Genomic DNA, 21,781 nt, shown 5'->3' on the forward strand with positions numbered 1-21,781 from the left:
CAGCCCGGCCGCGCGACACGCGACGACGTGCCTCGTCACGCGTGTCACCGATGTGATCGTTTCGAAAGGAGGACACCTCGTGGCCAACAATCATCAACAATCCTGCACGGCCGTCGCTCCGTCCAACCGGCGGATCCTCCTGCATGCGCCACTGGTATTGCTGCTCGTCGCGTCCGGCCCCTGCTTCTCCGCCGAAGGCGATACGGAGTCGGGCCGCATCAGTGAAATCGCCGGGTCCGCCGGCGCACCGGACCGGAGGCCGCCCGACGTGTCGGCACAGGGTTCGCCCGCGCCGGATGTGCAACCGCCGAATGCGCGGACGCTGATCGCGCAGGCATCGAGTGCGCAGATGTCCGACACGTCGACTCCTGCCGGTTCGCAGCCCGCTTCTCAGCCCGCTTCGCCGACCGGTCAGCCCCCCGGTCCGCAAACACCGGGGGCGCCGACGTCGAGCCCATCGACACCGGGCATGCCGGCGCCGAACGCGCAGGCCCCCGGCGCGCAGCCGCCAGCCTCCCAGGTACCCGAAGCCCAGGCGCCGAACGCGCAGATACCCGACCTCCGCACCGCCGATCCGGCCACGGTCCGCAACGACGTGTTCGGTCTCGCGTCGAGCGGCGGCGCGGTCAAGGCGCTGGAGGAAGCGAAAGCGCGCCCCGACGTGTTCTCCGCGGTCGATCTCGCGCGGCTCGAGGAATTGTCGATCCGCCAGCAGGTGCGCGGCGGACGCGACAAGTCGCGCTCGATGACGAGCCCCGACCGCTTCGACGGGATCGACAGCGCGCTCGCCGCCGCGAACGACCTCGACAAGCGGATGCCGTCCACGCCCGAGTATTCGCCGGTCGGGACGGCGCTCGCCGGCGACCGGACCGTAGCGCTGGCGGCACGCGGCGAGATGAAGCAGGCCGTCGCGACGTTCGAGACGATCCCGCCGGACGCGGAGATCTCGATCGACGCACTGGCGGCCGTCGGCGACGCGTACCTGTACCTGAGCGAACCGGGCAAGGCCAACGCGGTGTACCAGCGCGCGCTGAAGCAGGCGACCGCGCCGCAGGCCGACATCGCGACGCGCGGCTTCCAGTACGGCGCACGCACGCGCCCGATCGAATTGCGCGAGGGGCTGTTCTGGTCGTACGTCGACCAGGGACGCGCGGCCGATGCGAACCTGGCGCTCGAGGACATGGGCAAATCGCTGCCGCCGGCCAAGGACGTGCGCACCTGGGGGCCGGAAAACGACGACTACCTGCGCTACTACCGGCTGCGCGCGCAATACCTGATCTACACGGGCCAGGTGGACGAAGGGATCGCCTCGCTGGAAAAACTCGAGAAGGAAGTGCCGTTCAACGCGGAAGTCCGCGCCGCGCATGCCGACGCGGTCTCGGGCCAGTCGCACCCGCGCCAAGCGATCGCGATGTATCGCGCGTCGCTGACCGACCACCCGGACAGCGTCGAGATGCTCGCGGGGCTCGGCCGCGCATCGCTGACGGCAGACGATTACGCGAGCGCGAGGAACGTCGACCAGACCCTCGGCAACACGTTCCCGGACAGCGGCGCCGTGCGCGGGTTCAAGCGCGACTACAAGGCGTACCGCAGCCCCGTGTTCACGACCGACCTGAGCTTCGAGCACGGCAACAGTGCACTGGCCGACAACAGCTTCACGTCGGACAGCTATGTGTATTCGCAACCGTTCGGCGACAACTGGCGGGTCTTCTCGCATACGTTCTTCGGCCATGCCCAAACCGACGGCGGCAACGTCAGCCGCACGCGCACGGGCGTCGGCGGCGACTACCGGCACGGCCCGCTCACCGTGCTGGGCGAAGTCACGCGCTCGTTCGGCGCGGACGGCCGAACCGGCGGCCGCGGGTCGATCGCGTACGCGCTGAACGACTACTGGACGGTCGGCGCCGGGCTCGACACCAACGACAACTCGCTGCCGTGGAAGGCGTATGCGGCGCACATCTGGGGCCGCTCCGCGAACGTCTCGGTCGTGTATCGCCAGAGCGACCGCCGCGAAGTCAAGCTGAACTACGGCGTGAGCCGCTACAGCGATTCGAACCTGCACCAGGAGATTTCCGCGACCGCCACGCAGCGCGTGTACACGTCCGCCACCCAGCTCGTCAACGTATCGCTGGACCTCGGCACCGACAGCAACACGCGGCAGGACGCCCCCTACTTCAACCCGGGCCGCGACTATGCGGCCGCGGCGACCGTCATGCACCAGATGACGCTGTGGAAGAAGGGCGACATGTCGCTGCAGCAGCGCCTGTCGGCGTCAGGCGGTGTTTACAACGAGCGCGGCTTCGGCACGAGCCCGCTGTGGACCGCGCGCCTCGAGCACGCGTGGACGTTCAAGCACGACATCACGCTGACCTACGGCGTCGAAATCAGCAGTCATGCGTACGACGGCCAGCGCGAGCGCTCCGAAACCGGCTTCCTGTCGGTCAACCTGCCGTTCTAGCAAGGAGATCGGACAATGCAATCCAGACGGACCTTCATGTGCGGATGCCTCGGTACGTTTGCGGCCTGTTCGTTGTTCCCCGGCGTGTCGAACGCCAGGATGATCGACCTGCTGCCGCCGTCCGATCCGGTCGACGGCAAGACGTTCCGCGTGATCTGCATGCATGACGTGCGCGACAACCTGCTCGCGACGTTCTCGTCGTCGACGATGGTCGATCCGTACGCGGTCGATACCGGCACGCTGACGGCCATCTTCTCGTGGCTGCAGACCAACAACTACCACACCGTGACGGTCAGGCAGATCGAAGCGTCACGACACGGCGGCAAGCCGCTGCCGCCGCGCGCGGTCTTGCTCACGTTCGACGACGGCTACAGCAGCCACTACACGAAAGTCCTGCCGCTGCTCGAGCGCTTCAAGTATCCGGCCGTGATGGGCATCGTCACCGCCTGGATCGATGCGCCGCTGGATACGCCGATCAAGATCAGCGACAAGGTCCAGATGCCGCGCGATTACTTCATGACGTGGGACCAGGTGAAGAAGGTCGGCCAGTCGGAATTCGTCGAGCTCGGGTGCCACACGCACAACCTTCATCACGGCGCGGTCGCGAATCCGCAAGGCAACGAACTGCCGGCGACCACGTCGCACCTCTACCTGCAGGACCAGAAACGCTATGAAACCGACGCCGAATTCGAAGCGCGCGTGCACGACGACCTCCAGACATGCGTGCGGCAGATCCGCGAACGCACCGGCATCGTCGCACGCTCGATGGTCTGGCCATACGGCGCGGAAAACCAGCCCGTGCGCAAGATCTCGACGTCGCTCGGCATGGACATCCAGTTCAGCCTCGATGCCGGCCCGAATACGCCGGACGTGCCGCTCGACCGGTTGCGGCGGATCCTGATGATGTACGACGTCGACATCGGCGGGTTCGAGCGGTCGATGCGCGAGCCGGCCTCCAACCGCGGCGACGTCGACATTCCCGAGCGCGTCGTGCAGGTCGATCTCGACCAGGTCTACGATCCCGACCCGGCGCGCCAGGAAGCGAATCTCGGCAAGCTGATCGAGCGCATCTACCGGATGCAGCCGAAATCGGTGTACCTGCAGGCGTACGCCGACCCGAAGGGCACGGGTGTCGCGGAATCGCTGTATTTCCCGAACCGGCACCTGCCGATGCGCGGCGACCTGTTCTCGCGCGCCGCCTGGCAGCTCAGCACGCGCTCGAACGTGCAGGTGTATGCGTGGATGCCGGTGCTCGCGTTCCGGCCGCGGGCGGACAAGCATCGCGGCCTGGAAGCCGTCAGCGCATACGGCGGCGCGCCGGCGCGCGAGAACGGCTCGCGCGTGTACCGCCTGAGCCCGTTCGACCCCGAAGCGCGGCTGTTCATCGAGCAGATCTACGAGGATCTCGGCAAGTACGCGTCGTTCAGCGGCATCCTGTTCAGCGACGACGCCGTGCTCGACGATTACGAAGACGCCGGCCGGCACGCGCTGAGCACGTATGCGCAATGGGGCCTGCCGGCCGACATCGGCAAGATCCGCGCGACACCCGACCTGATGAAGCGCTGGACGCGGCAGAAAAGCCGCTACCTGATCGACCTGACGCGCCAGCTGGAACAGATCGTGCTCGCGAACCAGAACGCCGGCGACGTGCTGACGGCGCGCAACATCTTCGCGCTGCCGGTGCTGAAGCCGGAATCGGAAGCGTGGTTCGCGCAGAACTACGACGATTTCCTCGCCACCTACGACTTCGTCGCGCTGATGGCGATGCCGTACATGGAACAGGCGCAGGATCCCGAGCGCTGGATGGACCAGCTCGTCGACGCCGTCCGCGCGAAACAGCTCGGCACCAGGCGCACCGTGTTCGAACTGCAGTCGTACGACTGGCACGCGCGCAAGGACATCGGCGGCACCGCGCTGCTCGCGCAGATGCGGCGCCTGCGCAGCAAGGGCGCGGTGAACTTCGGCTACTACCCGGACAACTTCCTGAACAACCAGCCGGATCTCGACACGATGCGCGACGTGATGTCGCTGAAGTCGCGCCTCGATCCGACTTCGATCAACGCGCTGATGCAGATGCAGAAAACACAGGGGACGAAGACGCCATGACCAGCCACAGCATCATCCAGCGCCTGCAGGATTTCGTCTTCTACTACCCGTTCTTCATGTCGTACCTGTGGATGATCGGCGGCGTCGTCCATTACTTCCTCCTCGAGGAAGGGCGCGTGCTGTCGACGCGCACGATCGCGGCGAGCGGGATCCCGAAGATCTCGATCGTCGTGCCGTGCTTCAACGAGGCGGCGAACGCGCAGAGCGTGATCCGCCACCTGAACGCGATGGACTACCCGAACTACGACATCATCGCGGTCAACGACGGCAGCCAGGATCGCACCGGCGAGATCCTCAACGAGCTGGCCGTCGAGATCCCGCGGCTGCTCGTGATCCATCACGCGCGCAACGAAGGCAAGGCGGTCGGGCTCACGACCGCGGCCGCGATGTCGAACGCGGAATACCTGCTGTGCATCGACGGCGATTCGCTGCTCGCGCACGATGCGATCGGCTGGATGCTCGAGCACTTCCTGACCGACCCTGGCGTCGGCGCCGTGACCGGCAATCCGCGCATCCGCACGCGCACCTCGCTGCTCGGCCGCATGCAGGTCGGCGAATTCTCGTCGATCGTCGGGCTGATCAAGCGCACGCAGCAGGTGTACGGCCGCATCTTCACGGTGTCCGGCGTCGTCACGATGTTCCGCAAGACCGCGCTCGCCGACGTCGGCTACTGGAGCGCGGACATGCTGACCGAGGACATCGACATCAGCTGGAAGCTGCAATGCCGCGACTGGCGCGTCGTATACGAGCCGCACGCGCTCAGCTGGATCCTGATGCCCGAGACGCTGATGGGGCTCTACCGGCAGCGGCTGCGCTGGTCGAAAGGCGGCATCCAGGTGCTGCTGAAATATGCGGGCACGCTCGCGCGGCCGACGCAGATGATGATGTGGCCGCTGTTCGCCGAGTACCTGATCGGCATCGCGTGGGCCTATTCGATGTCGTTCATCCTGCTGCTCGCGCTGGTGGACGTCGTCTATCCGCTGCCGCTGAGCTGGCACGTATCGGTCGTGCCGCACTGGCACGGGATGTTGCTGGTTGCGACCTGCATCCTGCAACTGATCATCGGCAGCATGATAGATCGTCAGTATGACGAAAAACTCCTGATGTACTTCCTGGACACCATCTGGTACCCCGTTGCTTTCTGGCTGATCAGCATGATCACCACCGTCGTCGCCCTGCCGGCCGTCGTGCTGCGGGGCCGCGGCAAGCGGGCCGTGTGGGTCAGCCCCGACCGAGGCATTCAACATGAAGAACGCGCCGATTATTGACCTCTCCCTGCGCACGCCGCGCGAAATGATCACCGAACGCGGCCGCGTCGCCGGGCTCGCGCAGGTCGTCTGGTTCCGTCTCGTGCGGCCCGCGCTGGTGGGCGCCGTATGGGCGTCGATCTGCATCTATACGTATCGCTACCTGCTGCCGTTCAACCCGGCCGAGATGCCGATCGAACAGATGGTGTTCTACGCGACCAGCATCGCGATCATCGCGGGCGCCATTGTCATGTGGCTGATCGCCGGGCGCGTCGTGCATCCGCTGGCCTTCCGGCTGCGCGTGTCGAAGATGCTGCGGCGTTCGGCCAGCGCAAAGGTGCGCTCGGTGCCGCCGACCGTACTGGCCAGCGCCCGTCGGCGCGGCGCGCGCCGCACGACGCGCATTCTCGTCGCGTCGCACGACGCGAACGGCTCGATTTCAGGCATCGAATGGGTCGCCCACGCGGGGCCGCCGCCCCGCGAGTAGGTCAGCGGAGCCGCGCCGCCGCGCACGAGGCCGCATCGGTGCCGCGCGGCGCCACTCCTGAAGCCGCACTGCCGCGCTGTGCCGGCAGGCCGGCAACCTTTTGCAGTTTTTGCAGACGAGGTGAATCATGTGCGGAATCGTCGGAGCAAGCGGCCTGAACAATCAGGTGCCGCAACTGGTCAATGCGCTGAGCCGGCTCGAGTATCGCGGCTACGATTCGTGCGGCATCGCCGTGCAGGACGACGGCCGCCTGCGCAGCGAGCGCACGCTGCGGCGCGTGACCGACCTGCAGGCCCGCGTGCTGACGCTGGGCCTCGAGGCGCAGACCTGCATCGCGCATACGCGCTGGGCGACACACGGCGCACCGTCGGAAATGAACGCGCATCCGATCATGTCCGGCGACACGATCGCGGTCGTGCACAACGGCATCATCGAGAACCACGACGCGCTGCGCGTTGAGCTGCGCGAGCGCGGCTACACGTTTCGCGGCCAGACCGACACCGAGGTGATCGCGCACCTGATCCACAGCCTCTATCGCGACGACCTGTTCGACGCGGTCGTGCGCGCGGTGAAGCGGCTGCACGGCGCGTATGCGATCGCCGTGCTGTGCGCGCGCGAGCCGCAGCGCCTCGTCGCCGCACGCGCGGGCTCGCCGCTCGTGATCGGCATCGGTGCCGAACAGAACTACCTCGCGTCGGATTGCGCGGCGCTCGGCGACCTGACCGACCGCTTCGTTTACCTGGAGGACGGAGACGTCGCACTGATCACGCCGGAGCGCATCGCCGTGGTCGACTCGGGCGGACACGACGCCCAGCGCCCGCTGTGCCAGGTGAAGGCGCGCGAAGGCGACGCCGCGCTCGGCCCGTACCAGCACTTCATGCAGAAGGAGATCTTCGAGCAGCCGAAGGCGATCGACAACACGCTCGACGGCATCGACACGATCTCGCCGGCGCTGTTCGACGCGACCGACGTCGCGCGCGCGCAACTGTCGAGAGTCAGGAGCGTGCTGCTGCTCGGCTGCGGCACCAGCTACTACGCGGGCCTGACCGCGAAATACTGGCTCGAGTCGATCGCGGGCGTGCCCGCCCAGGTCGAGATCGCCAGCGAATTCCGCTACCGCGACACGGTGGCCGATCCGCGCACGCTCGTCGTCGGCATCTCGCAATCGGGCGAAACCGCCGACACGATCGGCGCGATCGAACGGGCACGCGACATGGGCCAGGAAATGTCGATGGCGATCTGCAACGTGGCGACCAGCACGATCGCACGCAACGCGCCGCTGCGGTTCCTGACACGGGCCGGCATCGAGCTCGGCGTCGCGTCGACGAAGGCGTTCACGACGCAGCTCGTCGCGCTGTTCGTGCTGACGCTGACGCTCGCGCAGCTGCGCGGCCGGCTCGACGCGGCGCAGGTCGCGCAGCACCTGAAGCAGTTGCGTGCGCTGCCCGAGCGCATCGGCCACGCGCTCGCGCTCGAAACGCAGATCATGGGCTGGGCCGCGAAGTTCGCGCGTACCGAAAACGCGCTGTTCCTCGGGCGCGGCATTCATTTTCCGATCGCGCTGGAAGGCGCACTGAAGCTCAAGGAGGTGTCGTACATCCACGCCGAAGGCTATGCGGCCGGCGAACTGAAGCACGGCCCGCTCGCGCTCGTCACGAGCGCGATGCCGGTCGTCACGATCGCGCCGGACGACCGCCTGTTCCAGAAGCTGAAGTCCAACATGGCCGAGGTGCGCGCGCGCGGCGGGCGGCTCTACGTGCTGGCGGGCAGCGCACTCGAGATCGACGCAGACCGCGACACGCACCTGATCCGCGTGCGCGAATCGAGCGACCTGCTGTCGCCGATCGTCAACGTGATCCCGCTGCAACTGCTCGCGTATCACGTCGGCTGCGCGCGCGGCGCCGACGTCGACAAGCCGCGCAACCTCGCGAAATCGGTGACCGTCGAATGAGGTGGCGAGCGCGCCCGACGCAGGCGGTCGCGCGGTGCGTCGCGGCCGCGCTGTGCGGCGCATGCGGCATCGTCACGGCGCCGCCGGCCTTCGCCGCCACGCCGGCCGTGCATACGGTCACCGTGCCGGCCGCCCCGTCCCCCCACCCGGCCGCCGATCCGCGCAGCTTCATGCACGGCATCGGCGTGGCCGACGCCGGCAACGGCAAGCGCTGGGTGTTCTTCAGCAGCTCGGGCATCGTGCCGCGCGGCGCGATGCGCAGCGGCAACTGGCCGCATGACGTGTACGTCGGCGAATGGCTGCCCGGCGCGGCGCACCTGCTGCACGTCCATACGTTCATCAGCCGCCCCGAGGCGCAGGAACCCGTGTCCATCGCGCAGAACGCGCGCGGCGACATCTTCGTGACGTTCGAGGACGGCTGGAACGCGCCGCAGGAAGTCAGCCAGCGCTACGGCGTGTACCGCCGCGACCTGAAGCCGGTCAAGCCCTACCCGAACGACGTCGAATCGGGCGGCCACTCGGGGCACGTCGCCACGGCTGCCGACCGCTTCGTCGTGTTCTATTCCGCCGACTGGATCGACGGCGGCGGCGTCGACAACCTCGGCACCGGCAACGGCGTTTACGTGAAGACCTATGACGCGGCCGGGCGCGTGCTGAACCACGTCGCGGTCGCGCCGCACCGCCGCGAGTGGTGGCCCGTGGTCGCGGGCTCCCCGCATGCCGCCCTGCTCGTGTGGCAGAAGTTCATCGAAGGCAGCACGGACGCGACGCTCGAATACGCGATGTTCGACCCGGTCACTGCGAAGCTGGACAAGCTGGGGACGCTGAACGACGCGATCCAGTACTACGTTTACGCGTCGGCGTATGTGCCGGAGATCGACCGCTTCATCGTCGTCACGACGACGGCGGACGATCGCGGCATCGCGATGCTGATCGCGCCGGACGGCCGCCGCACGGCGACGCTCGACTGCCTGCCGGCGTCGGTGCGCGAATCCGGCATCGGGGTGTCCGGCACGCATGCGTACGTGCCGATCCGCGACGGGCGGCTGCTGACGCTGGCGCTCGGGCCGGCGGAGATCGCGGTCGGTGGTGTGCAGCGTTCGCCGATTCCGTGGGGCATGACGGGCATCGCCGGTTTCCCGGCGCGCGGCAGCGCGATGCATTTCGTGTCGCTGACACCGTCGGGCACGCGCGAAGCCGATTTCGAACCGGCGCATGACACGCCGATGCCGAAACGCGAAGCGCCTTGCTCGAGTCATTGAAGCGACATCGCGCCGGTATCGCGCGGCTCATGCCGGATGGGTGCGGTCAGTCCGCGTTTTCGCGCTCCAGTCCAAACCGCGCCATGCAATGCCACACCCATTTGGCCGTCTGATAGTCGAGTGTGCCGTCGCGCACGCGGCCGAGCACGGCCGGCGTCACGATGCGGTCGACGGCGAGGCGTTCGATCGCGCCGGCGGCCACGATCGTCGGATATGGGCAAGCGCCCGCTCTGCCGGGGAGTCCATGCGTGTTGTCCGGTCTCGTTGAATGCCGCCGGGCCGCGCGGCGCCGACGGTATCCTCGCGCCCGCGGCCCGGCGTCGGTTGCGGCTGGCCGCACCCCGGTGCGTGACGAAGCACGATACACCGTCGCGCGGAACCGGTCACCCGCCCCGCGCCGCAGTCGCCAGCGCCGCGCGTACCGGATAGACTGTCGCCCGATTCCTTCCATCGGCCGCGGCGCCCCGCCTCCTGCCGCCGCCGGAACGCCCCTTCCCGGAGAACGAATGCTGAAGCGCCAGTGGTTTTCGCTCGTGCTGCTGACGGTTTGCCTGCTAGGACAACGCGCGTCGGCCCAGTCCACGCTCGAACTCGACACCGACGGCACGGCCCGCACCCTCACCCGGCAGACGCTGCTCGCACGCCCCGACGCGACGGACATCCGTGTGCCGCGCGACATCGCGTACGGCCGGCCGATGACGTTCCGCGCGGTGCCGTTCGCCGCGCTGCTCGGCGACACGCCGCTGCCCGCCGACGGCGTGCTCGAAACGCGCGCCGCCGACGGCTTCGCCGCGCAACTGCCGCTGGATCTCGTGCGCCGCCGTGCGCCGGCCGGTGCCGTTCCGTGGCTCGCGATCGAGGACCCGGCCCATCCATGGCCGAAGCTGCCCGGCAAGCAGGTCAGTGCGGGGCCGTTTTATCTGGTGTGGCTCGGGCCGGACGCCGCGTCGGTGCGCGGCGAGCAGTGGCCGTACCAGATCGTGCGCGTCACGATCGAATCGTCGCCGCTCGCGCGCTGGCCGTCGCTTGCCGTGGATGCCGCGTTGCCTGCCGACGATCCGGCCCGTGCGGGGCAGCACCTGTTCGTCACGCAATGCCTCGCGTGCCACCGGCTCGACGGCGCGGGCAGCAGCCATGCCGGCCCTGACCTGAACACGCCGATGAACCCGGTCGACTACTTCCAGCCGGCCGCGCTGCGCCGCTACATCCGCAACCCGGCATCGGTGCGCGACTGGCCGGGCCGCGTCATGCCGGCGTTTCCGCCCGACCAGCTGAGCGACCGGGAACTCGAACAGATCGTCGCGTATCTCGCGTATATGGCGCGGCGCAAGGCCGCTCGATAACGCGCGGCCCGATTGCACGAGGAACGTTGATGACTTCAGGCGACACGCTGTTCACCATCGCATCGATCGACGCCGCGCAGACGCACCCGCTCCGGGCAGCGATCCTGCTGAACGGCGACCTGAACGCCTGCGAACTGGCTGGCGACCATGCGCCGACGACGCTGCATGTCGGCGTGCGCGACGACCGGTCGAACATCGTGGCGGTCGCCTCGCTCTGCGAGGAGCCGCGCGACGACGATCCGGCACGGCCCGCGTGGCGGCTTCGCGGAATGGCCGTTCATCCTGCCGTGCGCGGCATGGGCTTCGGGCGCGTGCTGGTGCAGGTATGCATGCGGCATGCGCAAGTGCACGGGGCCGCGCTCGTGTGGTGTACGGCACGCGAAGTGGCGTACCGGTTCTATGAAAAGCTCGGGTTTGCGGCCGATGGTGCATTGGTCACGATGCCGGGGCGCACCGATACTGCGTTTTACGTGATGCGTCGATACATCGATCGACATTCGCCGGCGGCCTGACGCGAATTTCGCGTTCGCGGCGCCAGGCCGAAACCGGCGCGGCCCGGCGCACACCCAGCCGCCTGGCCGCTGCCGTCACGCTCGGGCTCAGGCCTCTTGCGCGCTCCGCAACACCGCACGCAACAGCACATCCGCCCCCGCCGCCGCCCACTCGGGCGTAATCGCTTCGGCCTCGTTGTGGCTCAACCCGTCGACGCACGGCACGAAGATCATCCCGGTCGGCGCAACGCGCGCGACATAACACGCGTCATGACCCGCGCCGGACACGATGTCCATGTGCGACAGCCCGAGCGCCCGTGCCGCGTCACGCACCGCGTCGATGCAGCGCGGCGCGAACGGGATCGGCGCATACGTGAAAATCTGCTCGATCTGCACACCGAGACCCGCTTCATCGGCCACACGCGCAAGTTCGGCACGCAGCGCCGCGTCCAGTTCGTCGAGCACCGCATCGTCCGGATGACGAAACTCGACCGTGAAGAAGCAGCCGCCCGGCACCGTGTTGCGCGAGTTCGGCCGCGCCTCGATCATCCCGACCGTCGCGCGTGCGTCCGGCGCGTAACGGCGGCCGAGCACCTCGATAAACGAGATCATCCGCGCGGCGCCGACCAGCGCATCACGGCGGACCTCCATCGGCGTCGTGCCCGCGTGCGCGTCGACGCCGGTGAGCGTCACTTCGTACCAGCGCTGCCCCTGCCCGCCCGTCACGACGCCGATCGTCTTGCCCGCCCGTTCGAGAATCGGGCCCTGCTCGATATGCAGTTCATACGCCGCGTGCACCGGATAGCCGCCGACGGGCTCGGTGCCCGCGTAGCCGATCCGCGCCAGTTCCTCGCCGATCGTCCTGCCCGCGCCGTCGGTGCGCGACAGCCCGTATTCGAGCGTATAGACACCCGAGAACACGCCGGCCGACACCATCGCCGGCGCAAAACGCGAGCCTTCCTCGTTGGTCCAGATCACGACGTCGATCGGGCGCTCGGTCTCGACGCCCGCGTCGTTCAGCGCGCGCACGACCTCGAGCCCGCCGAGCACGCCGTAGATGCCGTCGTAGCGGCCGCCCGTCGGCTGCGAATCGGCGTGCGAGCCCGTCATGACCGGCGCGGCGTCGGGATTGCGCCCCGGGCGGCGTGCGAACACGTTGCCCATCCGGTCCACGCGCACCGTGCAGCCGGCGTCCTGCGCCCATTGCACGAACAGGTCGCGCGACTCGCGATCGAGGTCGGTCAGCGCAAGACGGCAGACGCCGCCCTTCGGCGTCGCGCCGATCTGCGCCATCCGCTCGAGCGACGCCCACAGGCGGTCGCCGTCGACGCGCGGCGCGCTCACGATATCCACGCTGCCATGATCGTCACGCATCGCCGTTCTCCGGCGCGGATTGCAGTGCGTAACGGAAATCGCAGCGCTTGCCGCCCTGCATGATCGTGCTCGTGCGCGTGAGCGCGATGTCCGGCGCATAACCCTGGATGAAATGGCTGTCGCGCGCGCAGCTCAGCAGATGCCCGATCTCGCCAAGCCCCATCGCGTGATACATCTCCGCGTAGCTGCAGCGATGCACGTCGTAGTCATAGTGCGCATCGTCCGCGCGCCGCACCTCGACGTCGAGCGCATCGTCCTTCTCCCACAGCACCTGCAGCGCGATGAACGACTTCACGCTCGTGCCGCCCGGCTCCTGCGCGGCGAACGTGCGGCCGGCGTCGACGGCCGCGCCGCGCACGGCTTCCGCGATCACGGCCTGCGCGCGCTCGGCGCCGAACTCGCGCTTCATGATCTCGTAGATCGGCTTGATGATTTCCGCTTCGATGCGGCGCCGCGCGAGGATCCCGAGGCGCGTGTCCTCGGGTGCGGCGGCGGATGTCTGGGTCGCTTCGGTCATGGGGATCGTCCGGGTCGTTTTATCGATGTGTCGCGCTGTGTCGCGCCGTGTTGTTTACTTGGTCGCGGTGCGCGAGCCGCCGAGCACGTCGACGACGGTCCACTTGCCGCCGCGCACCTGGTAGATCGTGAAGGCCGGGTCCTTCAGGTTGCCTTCGCCGTCGAACGCGATCCGCCCCGTCACGCCGGGCCGGTCGATCGCACGCACCGTCGCGACCAGCTTCGCCGGCTGCGTCGTGCCGGCCTTCTGCGCGGCCGCGATCAGCGTGGCCGCCGCGTCGTACGCGAACGGCGCATGCAGTTCGATCGGCGCACGGAAGCGCGCCTGGTATTGCGTGTCGAATGCCTTGCCGCCCGGCATCCGGTCGAGCGGCAGGCCCGGTTCGAGCGCCGTCACGCCGTCGCCGTCCTTGCCCGCGAGCGACAGGAAGGTCTGGCTCACGAAGCCGCCCGCGCCGAGCAGCGGCGCGTTCACGCCGAGCTGGCGCATCCGGCGCGCGATCGGCGCGGCTTGTGCATCGAGGCCGCCGAAGAACACGAGATCCGCGCGCTTGCCCTTGATCGCGGTCAGCACGCCGCTGAAATCGGTCGTCTTGTCGTTCACGTACTGGCGATCGACGATCGCCCCGCCGTTCGCCTGCACGCCCTTGATGAACTGGTCGGCGAGCCCCGCGCCGAACGACGTGCGATCGTCGATCACCGCGATACGCTTCGCCTTCAGCGTCTTCACCGCATACGCGCCCGTGAAGTTGCCGCCCGCATCGTCGTGACCCATGATGCGGAACGCCGTCGCATAACCCTGCTGCGTGTATTGATGGCCGGTGGACGCCGGCGCGATCTGCGGGATGCCCGCATCGCGGTAGACGCGCGATGCCGGCACGCTGCAGCCCGTGTTCCAGTGGCCGACGACGCCGATCACGTGCTGGTCGACGAGCTGCTGCGCGACCGCGACGGCCGTGCGCGGATCCGATTGATCGTCGGCCGCGACGAGCTTGTAGACGACCGGCTTGCCGCCGATGGTCGGATGCTTCGCGTTCGCATCGTCGATCGCGAGTTGCGCGCCGTTCTGCAGGTCCTTGCCGATCCGCGCGGACGGGCCGGTGAGCGGCGCGGCGAGACCGATCAGGACCGTCTGCGGCGCGGATTGCGCGAAGGCGGGAACCGAGGCGACCAGGGCGGCCGCCGAGAATGCGAGGCTGGCGTGGAGGAAAGCGATTTTCATGTGCGGGGATCGGTGGATCGAATCAAAACATGAAAAATATTAAATATTGAGCACCCAAACCCCAAATATCCAATTGTTGGATGCTTATACCGCTGGCGACACATTAACCTATATCACTGTAAATGCAGGATATTTTTGTGTTGTCGCTTACCCTGATTTTTCGATAAAATTCGACACATGAAAAATATCGAACAATTGCCGCACGATCCACCGCTGCGCGCGGTGCGTGCGTTCGAAGCCTTCGCGCGCCTCGGGTCGGTGACCGCCGCCGCGGGCGAGCTCGACATCACGCCGTCGGCTGTCAGCCATCAGTTGCAGCTGCTCGAGGCGTTCATCCAGACGCCGCTGACGGTGCGCGAGGGCCGGCTGCTCGCGCTCACCGACGAAGGCCGCGATTACTACCGCTCGATCAGCGCCGCGTTCTCGGTGCTGCGCAGCGCGACGCGCTTCGTGCGCGACCGCTCGTCGCTGCGGCAGATCACCGTCAGCCTGATTCCGTTGCTCGGCATCGGCTGGTTCATTCCGCGGCTGCATGCGTTCCTGGCCGACAACACGGACGTCGACGTCACGGTGTTGTATGCGCATCACCGCAACTACCGCAGCGATGCGTCGGACCTGTCGATCCGCTTCGGCACCGGCGACTGGCCCGGCTATCGCTGCGAACGCCTGCTGCCGGGCGCGATGGTGCCGATGTGCAGCCCGTCGTTCCTGAAGCGCCACGGGCCGTTCCGCACGCCGGCCGATCTCGCGCGCGCGCCGCTCGTGCACGACGAGGATCGCAGCACGTGGGTCAACTGGCTGCAGGGCGCCGGGGTGCGGCATGTGTCGCATGCGGTGGGGCCGATGTTCGAGGACGGCCAGTTGACGCTGAGCGCCGCGCGCGCGGATCTCGGCGCGGCATTGCTGCGCGCGCCGCTGGTCGAACGCGAACTGGCGAATGGCGAGCTCGTGAAACTGTTCGATCACGCGCTCGACGACGGGCGCGATTACTACCTGTGCACACGCGAGGACGCAGACATGCCGGACGGGGCGCGGCGGCTGGCGGAGTGGTTGAGGAAGATGGCGGGGATGTGAGCGGGGTACGCTGCGCCGATTCGCTTGCTACCGTCTTGCGGCCGAAAGATCTGGTATATATGATATGCATATCATATATCGGAGGCTATCATGAGCCGAATTCTGGTCGATCTGTCGGACGGCCAACTCGACGAGTTGGCCGTCATCGTCGAGACTCAACATCGTCCCCGCGCCGCAATCATCCGCGACGCGATCGATGCCTATATTGCCTTGCACAAGCACCGGCTTGCCGACGACGTCTTCGGTCTCTGGAAAGATCGCAAGGTCGACGGGCTCACCTATCAGGAAGAACTGCGCTCGGAATGGTAAAAGCTCTCTTCGATACCAACATCCTGATCGACTATCTGGGCGGCGTGGAATCCGCTCGTGCGGAACTGGGCCGCTACGACTATCGGGCGATCAGCACGATCTCGTGGATGGAGGTCCTGGCCGGCACGTCCGCACAGGACGAGGCACCCATCCGCGCGTGGCTGTCGTCGTTCGATGTCATCGCACTGGACAGCCCGGTTGCGAATCGTGCCGTGGCAATCCGCAAGGAACGCCGCATACGCCTTCCCGATGCAATCGTCTGGGCATCGGCACAAGTGAACGGTCTACTGCTCGTGTCGCGCAACACGAAGGACTTCCCTGCCACCGAACCCGGCGTTCGCGTGCCCTACAAGCTCTGAGTCAGCGCCAAGTCACCTCCGAGTCCGAGCCCGTTGTATGCGCCGGAACTCGGCCCTCCCGCAGCACCTGATACGAACGCGCGAGACGACCATCCTGCGCACGCAATGTGCCAGCTACTCGCGCCGGCACGTCACGCCAAACTGCCCCGCTGTCAACCCGCATTCATCGGCTATCCGCCCACCGCCTCACAAGCCCCCCAAGCCCCACCCAATCAAGGGCCGGAAGCAGATAGAAATTCCCGATGCCCCGGATTGAAACAAGCAATTTCACAAGCTCAGGGTGAACCCGGATACTGGCAACACTCCACTCACCACTGAAGCAAAGGAACTCACCAGATGCCGATCATCAACACCCAAATCAAGCCGTTCAAGGCAACCGCTTACCACAACGGCGACTTCGTGCCCGTCTCGGAAGAGAACTTCAAGGGCAAGTGGTCCGTCGTCGTGTTCTACCCGGCCGACTTCACGTTCGTCTGCCCGACCGAGCTGGGCGACCTCGCCGACCGTTACGCGGAATTCCAGAAGCTGGGTGTCGAAATCTACGGCGTGTCGACCGACACGCACTTCACGCACAAGGCATGGCACGACACGTCGGACACGATCGGCAAGATCAAGTACCCGATGATCGGCGACCCGACGCTCACGCTGTCGCGCAACTTCGACGTGCTGATCGAGGAAGAAGGGATGGCACTGCGCGGCACGTTCGTGATCAACCCGGAAGGCGAGATCAAGCTGTGCGAAATCCACGACAACGGCATCGGCCGCGACGCAGGCGAACTGCTGCGCAAGGTGCAGGCTGCGCAATACATCGCGGCGCACCCGGGTGAAGTGTGCCCGGCCAAGTGGACGCCGGGCGCGGAAACGCTGACCCCGTCGCTCGACCTGATCGGCAAGATCTGACGATCGCTCCGCGCGCCTCGCCCGAGGCGCGCGAGACACACGAAGACGGGCCGCCGCCGCATGCGGCCCGCGCCCTCCTCCGGCACGACGTGCCCGACCAGAATCATCAATACGGAATCCGAAACGCCATGCTCGACGCCAATCTCAAGAACCAACTGAAAGCGTACCTCGAAAAAATCACGCGCCCGATCGAACTCGTCGCTTCGCTCGACGACGGCGCGAAATCGCAGGAACTGCTGGCGCTGCTGAACGAGATTGCGTCGCTGACGGATCGCGTGACCGTGACCGAACGCCGCGACGACGCCGAGCGCAAGCCGTCGTTCTCGATCGGCGAGCCCGGCAAGCCGGCCGGCATCCGCTTCGCCGGCATCCCGATGGGCCATGAATTCACGTCGCTCGTGCTCGCGCTGCTGCAGACCGGCGGCCACCCGATCAAGCTCGACGACGACGTGGTCGAACAGATCCGCGCGCTCGACGGTGACTACGCGTTCGAAACGTATTTCTCGCTGTCGTGCCAGAACTGCCCGGAAGTCGTGCAGGCGCTGAACGTGATGTCGCTGATCAACCCGCGCATCCGCCACGTCGCGATCGACGGCGCGCTGTTCCAGGATGAAGTCGAGTCGCGCCAGATCATGGCCGTGCCGACGATGTTCCTGAACGGCGCGTCGTTCGGCCAGGGCCGCAGCAGCGTGAAGGAAATCCTCGCGAAACTCGATACGGGTGCCAGCGCACGTGCGGCGAAGTCGCTCGAGAACAAGCCGGTGTTCGATACGCTGATCGTCGGCGGCGGCCCGGCGGGCGCGGCAGCCGCCATCTACTCGGCACGCAAGGGCATTGCGACGGGCGTCGTCGCCGAGCGTTTCGGCGGCCAGGTGCTCGACACGATGGCAATCGAAAACTTCGTGTCGGTGCAGGAAACCGAAGGGCCGAAGTTCGCGACCGCGCTCGAGCAGCACGTGAAGCAGTACGACGTCGACATCATGGACGTGCAGCGTGCCGATGCGCTGATTCCGGGCGACGTGCACCAGATCCGCCTCGCGAACGGCGCGGTGCTGAAGGCGAAGACGATCGTCCTCGCGACCGGCGCGCGCTGGCGCGAAATCAACGTGCCCGGCGAGCGCGAATACCGCAACCGTGGTGTCGCGTACTGCCCGCACTGCGACGGCCCGCTGTTCAAGGGCAAGCGTGTCGCAGTGGTCGGCGGCGGTAACTCGGGCGTCGAGGCCGCGATCGACCTCGCCGGCATCGTGAAGGCCGTCACGCTGATCGAATACGGCGCGCAACTGCGCGCGGACGAAGTGCTGCAGCGCAAGCTGCGCAGCCTGCCGAACGTCACGATCGTCACGCAGGCGCAAACGATCGAGCTGACCGGCGACGGCAGCAAGCTGAACGGCCTCGTCTACAAGGATCTGCGCTCGGGCGACACGCAGCGCATCGATCTGGAAGGCGTGTTCGTGCAGATCGGCCTCGTGCCGAACACCGAATGGCTGAAAGGTACGGTCGAACTGTCGAAGCACGGCGAGATCGTCGTCGATGCGCGCGGCGCGACGTCGGTGCCGGGCGTGTTCGCGGCCGGCGACGTGACGACGGTGCCGTTCAAGCAGATCGTGATCGCGGTGGGTGAAGGCGCGAAGGCATCGCTCGGCGCGTTCGACCACCTGATCCGGCAGGACGTTGCACCGGTTGCCGCCGCGCAGCCGCAGGCCGAGGAAGCGGTCGCCGCGTAACGCGCGTCGCACATCGGCACAACAGTTTGTCTCTCTTGGCCCCGCATGCTTTGGTCGGCGTGCGGGGCCCTTTTTATTCCAGGTGCGATCGCGGTTACTTGGTCGTGGTCGGGGCGTCGTTCACCGGCGCCGGTGACGGCGGCTTGACACTGCTCGACTGCCTGACCAGTTGCTCGGTCATCGCAGCGGCAACCGGATTCGCGCCCGACGACGAACCGCCTTGCCGGTACGAACCGGCGCTCGACGATATCGATGATGTCGACGACATCGACGACGCCGGCGGCGGCAACGACGGATCGAGCTTCGCCGATTCCCTCACGAGCGCGGCCGTCTCCGGCGTTTCGGATTTCGTGGCGGAAGGCGCCGCGGCCGCGTGGCGTTCGAGACCGTCGCGCTTGCGCGGCGCGCGTTCCGTGACCTGCGCGGGGGCAACCGCCCGGGCAGGTTTCGCAGCCGGCGCTGCGGCCGGCGGGGTCGAATCCTGCGCATCGACGGTCACGACGTTGACCTTCGGCGGCGGCGCGCTCGGCTGCGCTTTCTCGCTGACGACAGGAACGGCGGGGACGGATGCGGGTGCGGCACTGACACGCGCGGGTGCGGGTGCGGGCGTTGCCGGGGCGGGTGGCTGCGGGGAAACGGCTGCCTGCTTCGATGCGGTATCGGCCCGGGCCGCCGGGGCCGGCGGCGCGATGGCGCCCTGCACCGCGTGATCGTTGTTCGCCGGTGCCACGGCCGCCGGCGCGGCCGAATCGCCGATGCCGGCGTCTTCGATCGCACGGTGGTCCGCGCGCAGGAGCATCACGTAGGCAGTGCCGGCCGCGGCTACCAGGAGCCCACCGGCGATCATCAAGGTCTTGCGGGTACTCGTCATGCTTGCTCACCGATCATGTCGACGTGAACAAGCCATCATACGCGGCGATCGGCCGCCGATCCCGCATGAATACATTTGGTTGCATTGTGCCGGCAGCAGGTCGTCACGATGTTCGTCAGACGTATCGCCGCCCCGCTCCGGCACGGCCGGAACGCCGCCCTTACTCCGGAAACGGCAATTCGGTCTGCCCGTCCGCGCGCATGCCGAACGTGTTCAGCGTCATCGCGACGAGCGCGTAGTAGCCGAGCAATGCAACGAGATTCACGACGGTTTCGTGGCCGAAGCGTGCTTGCGCCCGCGCGAACGTCGCGTCGCTCACGCGCCGCGTGTCGTACAACTCGCTCGCGAACGCGTGGATCAGCGCATCGTCGTCCGATTCGAATGCGGGCGCGACGCCGAGTCGAATGGCGTCGGCCGTCGCGGCCGGCAACCCCGCTTCGAGCGCGATCGGATGGTGGATGTGCCACTCGGCCTGCGAGCGCCAGCGCGCGGCCGTCACGAGAATCGCGAGTTCCGACAACCGCAGCGGCAGGCCCGTGCGATAACGGCAGAACGCGCCGAGCTTCTGCGCGTGCTGGGCCAGCTCGGGGCTCGCGATCCAGCCGAGAAACGGCCCGTTCAGGTTGCCGCGCGGGCCGCTGAGGATGTCGGCCAGCACGGCCTTCTGTGCGTCGGTGGCCGACGCGGGATCGAACGGCGGTAGTCTGTCTGTCATGGTCATGTCCCGATGAGGTGCGGATGCGTTCACGCGCCGGCCGACGCGAGCGCAGCATCGATCGCGCCCGACAGCCGCTCGACGATCGTGTCGATCTGCTGCGTGGTGCAAATGAAAGGCGGCGCAACGAGGATGTGATCGCCGTGAACGCCGTCGATCGTCCCGCCCATCGGATACACCATCAACCCGCGCTGCATCGCTTCGCGCTTGACCGCCGCGTGCAGCTTCAGCGCGGGATCGAACGTCGCCTTCGTGTCGCGATCGCGCACGAGCTCGACGCCGACGAACAGCCCGCGGCCGCGCACGTCACCCACATGCGGATGCGCGCCGTAATGCTCGCGCAGCGACGCGCGCAACTGCTCGCCGCGCGCCTTCACGTTGTCGAGCAGCTTCTCTTCGGCGATCACACGCTGCACTTCGAGCGCGGCCGCGCACGCGGTCGCATGGCCGAGGTACGTGTGGCCGTGCTGGAAGAAACCCGAGCCGTCGACGATCGTCCGGTAGATGCGGTCGCTCACCAGCGTCGCGCCGATCGGCTGGTAGCCCGCGCCGAGCCCTTTCGCGATCGTCAGCAGATCGGGCGCGACGCCGTCTTCGTCGCACGCGTACAGGTAGCCCGTGCGGCCCATCCCCGACATGATCTCGTCGAGGATCAGCAGCACGCCGTACTTGTCGCACACCGCGCGAATCTTCTTCAGATACGTGCGCACCGGCGGCACCGCGCCGGCCGTTGCGCCCACCACCGTCTCCGCGACGAACGCCGCGACATTGTCCGCGCCGAGCTCGACGATCTTCTGCTCGAGCTCGTCCGCGAGGCGCTGCGCATACGCTTCGTCGGTTTCGCCCGCCAGCTGGTCGCGATAGGCAAAACACGGGCTCACGTGGTGCGCCTCGATCAGCAGCGGCAGGAACGGCTCGCGCCGCCACGCATTTCCACCGATCGCGAGCGCGCCGAGCGTGTTGCCGTGATAGCTCTGGCGTCGCGCGATGAAATGGCGGCGCTGCGGCTCGCCCTTCTCGACGAAATACTGGCGCGCGAGCTTCAGCGCGGCCTCGACCGCCTCGGAGCCGCCCGACACGAAATACACGTGTTCGAGGCCGGCTGGCGCGGCTTCGACGAGCCGGTCGGCAAGTTCCTCGGCCGCGTCGGTCGTGAAGAACGACGTGTGCGCGTAGGCCAGTTGCTGCGCCTGCCGCTTGATCGCGTCGATCACGCGCTGGTTGCTGTGGCCGAGACACGAAACGGCCGCGCCGCCGCACGCGTCGATATAGCGTTTGCCGGTCGAGTCGATGATCTCGATGCCGTCGCCTGCGACGGCGACGGGCAAGGTGGCGCGCGGAGCGCGATGGAAAACGGTCGTCATGCGTT

20 protein-coding genes are annotated in these 21,781 nt (G+C 67.4%); 13 read left to right on the forward strand and 7 right to left on the reverse strand.

Features of this window, described 5'->3' with window-relative positions:
• The first annotated feature begins 79 nt into the window (after nt 1-79).
• The 6 genes from pgaA to DPV74_RS04755 all read left to right on the forward strand — a co-directional run bounded on the left by pgaA (nt 80) and on the right by DPV74_RS04755 (nt 9,511).
• Nucleotides 80-2,458, forward strand: coding sequence for a poly-beta-1,6 N-acetyl-D-glucosamine export porin PgaA (gene pgaA, locus DPV74_RS04730; RefSeq protein ID WP_119336639.1), 2,379 nt, complete (start codon nt 80-82; stop codon nt 2,456-2,458).
• 15 nt (nt 2,459-2,473) lie between these two features.
• The gene (gene pgaB, locus DPV74_RS04735; RefSeq protein ID WP_027791298.1) at nt 2,474-4,564 is read left to right on the forward strand and encodes a poly-beta-1,6-N-acetyl-D-glucosamine N-deacetylase PgaB; all 2,091 of its coding nucleotides are present in this window, start codon (nt 2,474-2,476) and stop codon (nt 4,562-4,564) included.
• Nucleotides 4,561-5,832 (forward strand): poly-beta-1,6-N-acetyl-D-glucosamine synthase, encoded by a 1,272-nt coding sequence (gene pgaC, locus DPV74_RS04740; RefSeq protein WP_060172567.1) that lies wholly within the window; start codon nt 4,561-4,563, stop codon nt 5,830-5,832. The genes pgaB and pgaC overlap by 4 nt, the downstream gene beginning before the upstream one ends.
• The gene (locus DPV74_RS04745; RefSeq protein ID WP_027791296.1) at nt 5,810-6,298 is read left to right on the forward strand and encodes a hypothetical protein; all 489 of its coding nucleotides are present in this window, start codon (nt 5,810-5,812) and stop codon (nt 6,296-6,298) included. The genes pgaC and DPV74_RS04745 overlap by 23 nt, the downstream gene beginning before the upstream one ends.
• Nucleotides 6,299-6,425: 127 nt before the next feature.
• Nucleotides 6,426-8,249, forward strand: a complete 1,824-nt coding sequence (glmS, locus tag DPV74_RS04750; protein WP_119336640.1) for a glutamine--fructose-6-phosphate transaminase (isomerizing) — start codon at nt 6,426-6,428, stop codon at nt 8,247-8,249.
• Nucleotides 8,246-9,511: a hypothetical protein gene (locus DPV74_RS04755; protein WP_119336641.1), complete on the forward strand. Its 1,266-nt coding sequence runs from the start codon at nt 8,246-8,248 to the stop codon at nt 9,509-9,511. Before glmS ends, DPV74_RS04755 begins: the two co-directional genes overlap by 4 nt.
• A 46-nt stretch (nt 9,512-9,557) precedes the next feature.
• On the opposite strand, the gene DPV74_RS04760 is transcribed toward DPV74_RS04755, so the two are convergent.
• On the reverse strand, nt 9,558-9,713 hold the full coding sequence (locus tag DPV74_RS04760) for a hypothetical protein (protein ID WP_162922947.1): 156 nt from the start codon (nt 9,711-9,713) through the stop codon (nt 9,558-9,560).
• Nucleotides 9,714-10,017: 304 nt separating this feature from the next.
• Here DPV74_RS04760 and DPV74_RS04765 point away from each other — a divergent pair, with 304 nt between their 5' ends.
• Together DPV74_RS04765 and DPV74_RS04770 are read left to right on the forward strand one after the other, a co-directional pair.
• Nucleotides 10,018-10,854: a cytochrome c gene (locus DPV74_RS04765; protein ID WP_027791293.1), complete on the forward strand. Its 837-nt coding sequence runs from the start codon at nt 10,018-10,020 to the stop codon at nt 10,852-10,854.
• 29 nt (nt 10,855-10,883) lie between these two features.
• Nucleotides 10,884-11,366 (forward strand): GNAT family N-acetyltransferase, encoded by a 483-nt coding sequence (locus tag DPV74_RS04770; RefSeq protein WP_119336642.1) that lies wholly within the window; start codon nt 10,884-10,886, stop codon nt 11,364-11,366.
• Between the two features lie 87 nt (nt 11,367-11,453).
• On the opposite strand, the gene DPV74_RS04775 is transcribed toward DPV74_RS04770, so the two are convergent.
• Genes DPV74_RS04775 through DPV74_RS04785 form a run of 3 tightly spaced genes read right to left on the reverse strand, consistent with a single transcriptional unit; the run spans nt 11,454 to nt 14,457 of the window.
• A complete protein-coding gene (locus DPV74_RS04775) occupies nt 11,454-12,719 on the reverse strand; it encodes a Zn-dependent hydrolase (RefSeq protein ID WP_119336643.1) in 1,266 nt (421 codons plus the stop codon).
• Nucleotides 12,712-13,236 (reverse strand): L-2-amino-thiazoline-4-carboxylic acid hydrolase, encoded by a 525-nt coding sequence (locus DPV74_RS04780; RefSeq protein ID WP_021160901.1) that lies wholly within the window; start codon nt 13,234-13,236, stop codon nt 12,712-12,714. The genes DPV74_RS04775 and DPV74_RS04780 overlap by 8 nt, the downstream gene beginning before the upstream one ends.
• A gap of 54 nt (nt 13,237-13,290) precedes the next feature.
• A complete protein-coding gene (locus DPV74_RS04785; RefSeq protein ID WP_119336644.1) occupies nt 13,291-14,457 on the reverse strand; it encodes a branched-chain amino acid ABC transporter substrate-binding protein in 1,167 nt (388 codons plus the stop codon).
• 177 nt (nt 14,458-14,634) lie between these two features.
• Here DPV74_RS04785 and DPV74_RS04790 point away from each other — a divergent pair, with 177 nt between their 5' ends.
• From DPV74_RS04790 to ahpF, 5 genes are all read left to right on the forward strand, one after another.
• On the forward strand, nt 14,635-15,531 hold the full coding sequence (locus tag DPV74_RS04790; RefSeq protein ID WP_048026027.1) for a LysR substrate-binding domain-containing protein: 897 nt from the start codon (nt 14,635-14,637) through the stop codon (nt 15,529-15,531).
• A 90-nt stretch (nt 15,532-15,621) separates the two neighbouring features.
• Nucleotides 15,622-15,840: a hypothetical protein gene (locus DPV74_RS04795; protein ID WP_021160898.1), complete on the forward strand. Its 219-nt coding sequence runs from the start codon at nt 15,622-15,624 to the stop codon at nt 15,838-15,840.
• The gene (locus DPV74_RS04800; RefSeq protein ID WP_060358899.1) at nt 15,834-16,199 is read left to right on the forward strand and encodes a type II toxin-antitoxin system VapC family toxin; all 366 of its coding nucleotides are present in this window, start codon (nt 15,834-15,836) and stop codon (nt 16,197-16,199) included. Before DPV74_RS04795 ends, DPV74_RS04800 begins: the two co-directional genes overlap by 7 nt.
• Nucleotides 16,200-16,535: 336 nt before the next feature.
• Entirely contained in the window at nt 16,536-17,099 is a 564-nt protein-coding gene (ahpC, locus tag DPV74_RS04805) for an alkyl hydroperoxide reductase subunit C (protein WP_006488685.1), read from the forward strand.
• A 128-nt stretch (nt 17,100-17,227) separates the two neighbouring features.
• Nucleotides 17,228-18,826 (forward strand): alkyl hydroperoxide reductase subunit F, encoded by a 1,599-nt coding sequence (gene ahpF, locus DPV74_RS04810; protein WP_059492406.1) that lies wholly within the window; start codon nt 17,228-17,230, stop codon nt 18,824-18,826.
• A gap of 94 nt (nt 18,827-18,920) precedes the next feature.
• Here ahpF and DPV74_RS04815 read toward each other — a convergent pair whose 3' ends face one another.
• The 3 genes from DPV74_RS04815 to DPV74_RS04825 all read right to left on the reverse strand — a co-directional run bounded on the left by DPV74_RS04815 (nt 18,921) and on the right by DPV74_RS04825 (nt 21,776).
• On the reverse strand, nt 18,921-19,697 hold the full coding sequence (locus DPV74_RS04815; RefSeq protein WP_119336645.1) for an extensin: 777 nt from the start codon (nt 19,695-19,697) through the stop codon (nt 18,921-18,923).
• 160 nt (nt 19,698-19,857) lie between these two features.
• Nucleotides 19,858-20,412 (reverse strand): carboxymuconolactone decarboxylase family protein, encoded by a 555-nt coding sequence (locus DPV74_RS04820; RefSeq protein ID WP_027791286.1) that lies wholly within the window; start codon nt 20,410-20,412, stop codon nt 19,858-19,860.
• 29 nt (nt 20,413-20,441) lie between these two features.
• Nucleotides 20,442-21,776: an aspartate aminotransferase family protein gene (locus DPV74_RS04825; RefSeq protein ID WP_119336646.1), complete on the reverse strand. Its 1,335-nt coding sequence runs from the start codon at nt 21,774-21,776 to the stop codon at nt 20,442-20,444.
• Between the last annotated feature and the right edge of the window lie 5 nt (nt 21,777-21,781).

This window comes from Burkholderia sp. HAN2018 (assembly GCF_024704855.1).
GTDB lineage: Bacteria > Pseudomonadota > Gammaproteobacteria > Burkholderiales > Burkholderiaceae > Burkholderia > Burkholderia cepacia.